Below are 6,525 nucleotides of genomic sequence, written 5' to 3' on the forward strand. Positions count from 1 at the left end.
ACCGCCGACCTATCGCGGTCGGATGGGTCGTAGGCTGGACCATCATGACCAGGAGTGCGCCCGATTCTTGCCCAGGGGTTCTGCGGTTGCATCAGGCCGCCGATGGGCCGTTGGCGCGCATTCGCGTGCCCGGCGGACGGCTGGAATCGGCGCAGTTGCAGGTGTTGGCCGATGCTGCCCGCGATCTGGGCAACGGCAATCTCGAGTTGACCTCGCGCGGAAACATTCAGGTCAGGCAGGTGCGGGACGCGTCCGAGCTCGCCTTGCGTTTGGGTGCGGCGGGGTTGTTGCCCAGCGAAACACATGAGCGGGTGCGCAATATTGTCGCGTCGCCGCTGTCGGGGCGCATCGGTGGTTTCGCCGACGTGCAGGGTCTGGCCGTCGGGTTGGATGCCGGGCTGCTGGCCGATCCGCGGCTGGGTGATCTGCCGGGGCGGGTGCTGTTCACCCTCGACGACGGTCGCGGTGATGTGAGCACGCTGCACGGCGACATCGGCATTCACGCTATCGGCGACGACGAGTTCGCGCTGCTGCTGGCCGGCGCCGACACCGGGCTTCGCGTCACCGCGGGCGAGGCGGTGGACGTCATGCTCGACGCGGCGCGCGGCTTCCTCGACCTGCGCGGCACCGGCGACACCGGACAGTGGCGGTTGCACGAAATCCCCGGTGGCGTCGAATCGGTGATCGAGGCACTGGACCGCTCCCCCGCCGGCGCACCGCTGGAACTCGGTGCCGCACATGACATTCCGATCGGCTGGCTCGACCAGGACAACGGCCTGGTCACCCTCGGCGCGGGGGTTCCGCTGGGGACCCTGTCGGCCAGGACCACCGAGTTCCTCGCCGCGATCGAACAGCCCGTGTTCGTCACCCCGTGGCGCAGCCTGGTGATCCCCGATCTCGCGGAGGGCCCCGCCGAAACCGTGGTTCGGGTCCTGGCCCCGATGGGCCTGATCTTCGACGCCGCCTCCCCCTGGCTGCAGGTCAGCGCCTGCGCCGGCCGCCCCGGCTGCGCCAAATCCCTCACCGACGTCCGCGCCGACCTCACCGCCGCCATCGAATCCGACCGAGTCCTGCCCGAAAACCCGGACGCCCCAACAGAAGACGCGCTCCTACCCGCCGAAGAAGTCACCGTGGCAGGCCGCCAACACTGGTCCGGCTGCGACCGCCGCTGCGGCCGCCCACAAGGCCCGGTCACCGACGTCGTCGCAACGGAACACGGTTACCGATCCAACCATTGACAATCTTTGCCATAGCTTTCTAGTATGGCCAGATGACTACGATGAACGTTTCGCTTCCGGACTCGATGAAGGCGTTCGTCGAGGAGCAGGTAGCGCAGCGCGGCTACGGCACGAGCAGTGAGTACGTTCGTGAGCTCATCCGGCGTGAACAAGACCGGGACCAACTCCGCAATCTTCTTCTCGAAGGCGCAGGGTCCGGACCGGGCGAGCCCGCCGATGATGCGTACTTCGACGGTCTGCGTGATCACATCCGGTCGCGGTCCGGCGAGTGAGCGTCAAACCTGTCCAGCCCAGCGTTCGCGCGTCGGCTGATGTCCGCGATGCGGTCGACTTCTACCTCGATGCGGGTGTCCCAGCCGCCGCGAACGGTTTCGTGGATGCCTTGCAAGCCACATATCGGCTGATCGGCTTGCACCCAGGGATCGGGTCGTCATTCTACGCCCACGAACTGGACGTGCCGGGTCTACGCAGCCGCGCCCTCGCCAAGTACCCATACCTGGTGTTCTACCTGGAGCGCACCGACCGAATCGACGTGTGGCGAGTACTGCATCAAAGCCGCGATCTTCCCACCCTCCTGCAGCGTCCCGAAAAACCCTGACCTTCCATCGATTACGAACTCGTGAGAGCGGAGGGGGTGTTCGGGCTAGCCTGCGGTCGTGTCGCGGCGGTTGTGCAGCTCGAGCACGCAGCACTTCACGCCGCCGCCGCCCTTGCGCAGTTCGGACACGTCGACGGGTACGGGGGTGAAGCCGCGCTCGCGCAACGCCGCGATGAGGGAGGTGGCGCCGGGGTCGAGGAAGACGTGTCGGCCGTCGCTGAGGCCGTTGAGGCCGAAGGAGACCGCGTCGTTGTCGTCGGCGAGGATCGCGTCGGGGTACAGGTGGGCGAGGGTGTCGCGGGCGGCGGGGCTGAAGGCTGCCGGGTAGTAGGCGATGGTGGTGTCGTCCAGGACCATCAGGGCGGTGTCGAGGTGGTAGAAGCGCGGGTCGACCAGTTCCAGGGAGATCACCGGCAGGTCGAAGTATTGTGCGACCTCCGCGTGCGCGGACAGCGAGCACCGGAACCCGACACCGGCCAGGATCCGTTGGCCCGCGAACGCGAAATCGCCTTCGCCCTCGTTGATTTCGGTGGCGGGGGTTAGTGCGCGCAGTTCACGGGCGGCGAACCACTGATGGAAGGCCGGGCCCTCGGCGGCGCGTTCGGGGTGCGCGAAGCGGGCCGACATGGCCAGGCCGCCGATCACGATGCCGCTGTTGGCGGCGAAGACCATGTCGGGCAGACCCGGCTCGCCGGGCACCGTGTCCACCGTGTGGCCGTGGGCTTCCAGGGTCGCGCGCAGTACGTCCCACTGGGCCAGCGCCCGCGCCCGGTCGACCGGGGCGGCCGGGTCCATCCACGGGTTGATCGCGTAGGTCACCTCGAAATGGTCGGGGCGGCACAGCACGTAGCGGCGCAATGAGGCGACGCGCGTGGGTGCGGATACGCGAAGTGGAGTGACGGCGGTCAACAGGGCTCCCGGTGGCTGCGCGGACGGTTTCCACGACCGTAATCGCCGTTCCGTTGCGCGGGTAACACCGATTCGTTGCGCATATTGGTCCCGAAATGCAGAATCATTGTTCGACAAGACAAGGGAGCGACGTGGACGATATCGATCGACGCATTCTGGGTGAGCTGCTCGTGCACGCCCGCGCCTCGTTCCAGGAGATCGGGTCGGTGGTCGGACTGTCCGCGCCCGCGGTGAAGCGGCGGGTGGACAAGATGGTCGCCAGCGGGCAGATCACCGGATTCACCGCGCAGGTCAACCCGGCGGCGCTGGGCTGGACGACCGAGGCTTACGTCGAGGTCTACTACCGCGACAACATCTCCCCCGCCGAGCTGCGGCGCACCCTGGAACCGATTCCGCAGGTCGTGGGGGTGTGCACGATCGCGGGCGAAGCCGACGCGCTCGTGCACGTGATGGCCACCGATATGGCCGAGATCGAGGTGACCGTCGAGCGGATCAGGGAGAACGCGCGCGTGGGGCGCACCCGCAGTTCGCTGGTGATGTCGCGCATTCTGGAACGCCCGCGCACCTGAGCTCGCGGGCCGGAGCCGACCGCGGCGAACAGCATGTCGGGGGCAGGTTCTAGGGTTGTCGGCATGTCCGATGTGCGTGCCAGCTACCTCACCGACGGGGCCGAGATCTATCGGCGCTCGTTCGCGACGATCCGCGCCGAAGCCGATCTCGCCGGTTTCCCCGCCGATGTCGAGCGGGTGGCGGTACGCATGATCCACGGGTGCGGGCAGGTCGACCTGGCCGCCGACATCGCCTACTCCCCCGGCGTGGTCGCCGCCGCGCGCGCCGCACTGCACGCGGGCAGGCCGATCATCTGCGATGCGAACATGGTCGCCTCCGGGGTGACCCGCAAGCGGCTGCCCGCCGACAACGCGGTGCTGTGCAATCTCACCGACCCGCGCGTGCCCGACCTGGCCGCGCGACTGGGCAACACCCGATCGGTGGCGGCGCTGGAACTGTTGCGCGACCAACTCGACGGTGCGGTGGTGGCGATCGGCAACGCGCCGACCGCGCTGTTCCACCTGCTCGACATGCTCGACGCGGGCGCCCCGCGACCCGCCGCGATCATCGGCATCCCGGTCGGGTTCATCGGCGCCGCCGAATCCAAGCAGGCGCTGATCGACTTCGGCGGGATCGAATATCTCACCGTGCGCGGACGCCGTGGCGGCAGCGCGATCACCGCGTCGGCACTGAATGCTATTGCGAGCGAACAGGAGTGAGTGCGATCACCGGCAAACTGTGGGGTATCGGCCTGGGTCCGGGCGATCCGGAACTGGTCACCGTGAAAGCGGCCAGGCTCATCGCCGAAGCCGATGTGGTCGCGTTCCACAGTGCCAAGCACGGGCGCAGCATCTCGCGCGCCATCGCGCAGCCGTACCTGCGCGCGGGGCAGATCGAGGAACACCTGGTCTACCCGGTCACCGTGGAGACCACCGATCATCCCGGCGGCTATCAGGGTGCGATCGACGAGTTCTACGAGCAGGCCGCTGAACGGTTGGCCGCGCACCTGGCCGCGGGGCGCACGGTCGCGCTGCTGGCCGCGGGTGATCCGCTGTTCTACTCCTCCTATATGCACATGCACCGGCGGTTGGCCGATCGGTTCGACGCGGAGATCGTTCCCGGAATCACTTCTGTCAGTGCGGCTTCCGCGGCACTGGGGACACCGCTGGTCGAGGGTGAGCAGGTGTTGACGGTGCTGCCGGGCACCATGCCGGTCGAGGAGTTGACGCAGCGGCTGCGGACCACCGAGGCGGCCGCCATCATGAAGCTGGGGCGCACATTTCCCGGTGTGCGACAAGCGCTTTCGGATTCCGGTCGGTTGGGCGATGCGTACTACGTCGAACGCGCGAGCAGTACCCGTCAGCGGGTGCTCGCCGCGGCGGATGTGGAGGAAGCTGATGTTCCCTACTTCTCGATCGTCCTGGTACCCGGTCCGACCCCGACCACGCAGATCCCCGTCCGCGCCACCGTCGATCGGGCGGCGCCGACGGTAGACCAGTCCGGCGAGTCACCGGCCGCGCTTAGTCACGCCGCAGGCACGCCGTCCATCTCGGCTGATGCCGCCCTGACGCCGAATGCCGCCCGCTCCCCGCTCGACGCTGACCTCGAATCCCCCGTCGTGCCAGGCGAAGTCGTAGTTGTCGGCCTTGGCCCTGGCGATGCCGACTGGACCACGCCGCAGGTCACCACGGCGCTTGCCGAGGCCACGGATCTCGTCGGCTACACCACCTACATCAACCGCGTTCCCGAACGGGCGGGGCAGCGCAGGCACGCCAGCGACAACAAGGTCGAGTCCGAGCGCGCCGCGATGGCCCTGGACCTGGCCAAACGGGGTGCTCGCGTCGCCGTGGTCTCCTCGGGTGATCCTGGCGTGTTCGCCATGGCCGCGGCCGTCCTCGAAGTGTCGGCCGAACCGCAGTTCAAGGACGTGCCCGTCCGCGTGCTTCCGGGGCTGACCGCCGCCAACGCGGTGGCGAGCCGGGTGGGCGCACCGTTGGGTCACGACTACGCGATGATCTCGCTGTCGGATCGGCTCAAGCCGTGGGATGTTGTCGCGCAACGTCTTTCGGCGGTGGCCGCGGCCGATATGGCCATCGCCATCTACAACCCCGCCTCCTCGCAACGACGCTGGCAGGTCGGTGCGATGCGCGACGTGCTGCTCGAACACCGGAAGCCGACCACCCCGGTGGTGCTGGGTCGCGATGTGGGCGGGCCGACCGAATCGGTGCGGGTGACCACCCTGGGTGAGCTCGATCCCGACGAGGTCGACATGCGCACGCTGCTGATCATCGGCGCCTCGACCACCGCCACCTTCGACACGCCGGAAGGCACTCGAGTGTTCACTTCGCGCAGGTACGGCGCGGTGTAGCCGACTACCCACCCGGTCCGACCGCGCACGTGCGCGCAGGCAGCCCGGCGACAGCGTGGTGCGGTGGCACACTGGATTCGCGGGGACGCCCGCGAGAACACAGCTCCACATGTGCGCACAGCTCGACATGAGAACACAGCGTGACATCTCGATTTCCTGGTTCGATTCCCCAACGCGTCCCACGAGGACGATGAAAGGATTCACCACGATGAGAGTTCAGCACCACGCACGTCTGCCTCTCAGTACCCGATTACGTCGCGGCTTGACGGTCGGACTCATCGCCGCCGCCATGGCCGTTCCCACCGCCGGGTTGCTGCCGGTCACCGCGTCGGCGCAACCGCCTGCGCTTCCGGCGCTTCCGGTTATCCCCGAAGCGCCGGAGTTGCCCGCAGCACCTGAGGTACCCGCCGCACCGGCAGCACCCGGCGGGTTGGGCGTGCCCGCACTTCCGGGCGCACCGGCCGCGGTTCCGGCCGCCCCAGCAGCACCCAAGGCACCGGTGGAACTCAGCGATCCCAGCGGTGAACCGCTCACCGTGCTGGTGGTCACCGTGGACAGCGGGCCCGTCGAGGTCAGCATCGACGCCGCCGCCACGGTGAAGGACCTGTCCGCGGCCCTCGAGACCGAGACCGGGATTCCGATCGAGCAGCAGCGCCTGTTCATCGAGGACGGCAGTGTCGAGCTCGAAAGCTCTCAGACGTTGGCCTCCTACGGGCTGGTCTCCGGTGACGTCGTAGAGCTGCAGGTCGCTTAACGGATCACCGCGGCGGGGGGGGTTTTGTTGCGGGACCGACTACCCCACCCCCCCCCTCCCCCCCCACCACCCCCACCAAACTCATTCTTGTGGGCGCCTCCCCAACCCA

At 68.1% G+C, this 6,525-nt stretch carries 8 protein-coding genes; 7 read left to right on the plus strand and 1 reads right to left on the minus strand.

The features are described from left to right. Positions 1 to 44 precede the first annotated feature (44 nt). From cobG to ACFWVD_RS15640, 3 genes are read left to right on the plus strand one after another with little or no spacing between them, the layout of a single operon-like run. Positions 45 to 1,238: a precorrin-3B synthase gene (gene cobG / locus ACFWVD_RS15630; RefSeq protein ID WP_379243170.1), complete on the plus strand. Its 1,194-nt coding sequence runs from the start codon at positions 45 to 47 to the stop codon at positions 1,236 to 1,238. Positions 1,239 to 1,270: 32 nt separating this feature from the next. Then, positions 1,271 to 1,510, plus strand: a complete 240-nt coding sequence (locus tag ACFWVD_RS15635) for a type II toxin-antitoxin system ParD family antitoxin (RefSeq protein WP_379243172.1) — start codon at positions 1,271 to 1,273, stop codon at positions 1,508 to 1,510. Then, positions 1,507 to 1,836: a type II toxin-antitoxin system RelE/ParE family toxin gene (locus ACFWVD_RS15640; RefSeq protein ID WP_379243174.1), complete on the plus strand. Its 330-nt coding sequence runs from the start codon at positions 1,507 to 1,509 to the stop codon at positions 1,834 to 1,836. Before ACFWVD_RS15635 ends, ACFWVD_RS15640 begins: the two co-directional genes overlap by 4 nt. Positions 1,837 to 1,881: 45 nt before the next feature. On the opposite strand, the gene ddaH is transcribed toward ACFWVD_RS15640, so the two are convergent. Continuing rightward, positions 1,882 to 2,745, minus strand: a complete 864-nt coding sequence (ddaH, locus tag ACFWVD_RS15645) for a dimethylargininase (protein ID WP_379243176.1) — start codon at positions 2,743 to 2,745, stop codon at positions 1,882 to 1,884. 95 nt (positions 2,746 to 2,840) lie between these two features. Here ddaH and ACFWVD_RS15650 point away from each other — a divergent pair, with 95 nt between their 5' ends. The 4 genes from ACFWVD_RS15650 (at position 2,841) to ACFWVD_RS15665 (ending at position 6,416) form a co-directional block, all read left to right on the plus strand. Continuing rightward, positions 2,841 to 3,314, plus strand: a complete 474-nt coding sequence (locus ACFWVD_RS15650) for an Lrp/AsnC family transcriptional regulator (RefSeq protein ID WP_379243178.1) — start codon at positions 2,841 to 2,843, stop codon at positions 3,312 to 3,314. 63 nt (positions 3,315 to 3,377) lie between these two features. Beyond that, positions 3,378 to 4,013: a precorrin-8X methylmutase gene (locus ACFWVD_RS15655; RefSeq protein ID WP_379243180.1), complete on the plus strand. Its 636-nt coding sequence runs from the start codon at positions 3,378 to 3,380 to the stop codon at positions 4,011 to 4,013. Next, positions 4,010 to 5,662: a precorrin-3B C(17)-methyltransferase gene (gene cobJ / locus ACFWVD_RS15660; RefSeq protein WP_379243182.1), complete on the plus strand. Its 1,653-nt coding sequence runs from the start codon at positions 4,010 to 4,012 to the stop codon at positions 5,660 to 5,662. Before ACFWVD_RS15655 ends, cobJ begins: the two co-directional genes overlap by 4 nt. 208 nt (positions 5,663 to 5,870) lie before the next feature. Continuing rightward, positions 5,871 to 6,416, plus strand: coding sequence for a ubiquitin-like domain-containing protein (locus tag ACFWVD_RS15665; RefSeq protein ID WP_379243184.1), 546 nt, complete (start codon positions 5,871 to 5,873; stop codon positions 6,414 to 6,416). The last annotated feature ends 109 nt before the right edge of the window (positions 6,417 to 6,525 follow it).

Source organism: Nocardia sp. NPDC058666, assembly GCF_042714895.1.
Lineage (GTDB): Bacteria > Actinomycetota > Actinomycetes > Mycobacteriales > Mycobacteriaceae > Nocardia.

Excerpts from the sequence above, each read along its gene's own strand:
- cobG (WP_379243170.1), top strand. The coding sequence starts at position 45 with ATGACCAGGAGTGCGCCCGATTCTTGCCCAGGGGTTCTGCGGTTGCAT.
- ACFWVD_RS15665 (WP_379243184.1), top strand. The coding sequence starts at position 5,871 with ATGAGAGTTCAGCACCACGCACGTCTGCCTCTCAGTACCCGATTACGT.
- ACFWVD_RS15635 (WP_379243172.1), top strand. The coding sequence starts at position 1,271 with ATGACTACGATGAACGTTTCGCTTCCGGACTCGATGAAGGCGTTCGTC.
- ACFWVD_RS15650 (WP_379243178.1), top strand. The coding sequence starts at position 2,841 with ATGCAGAATCATTGTTCGACAAGACAAGGGAGCGACGTGGACGATATC.
- ACFWVD_RS15655 (WP_379243180.1), top strand. The coding sequence starts at position 3,378 with ATGTCCGATGTGCGTGCCAGCTACCTCACCGACGGGGCCGAGATCTAT.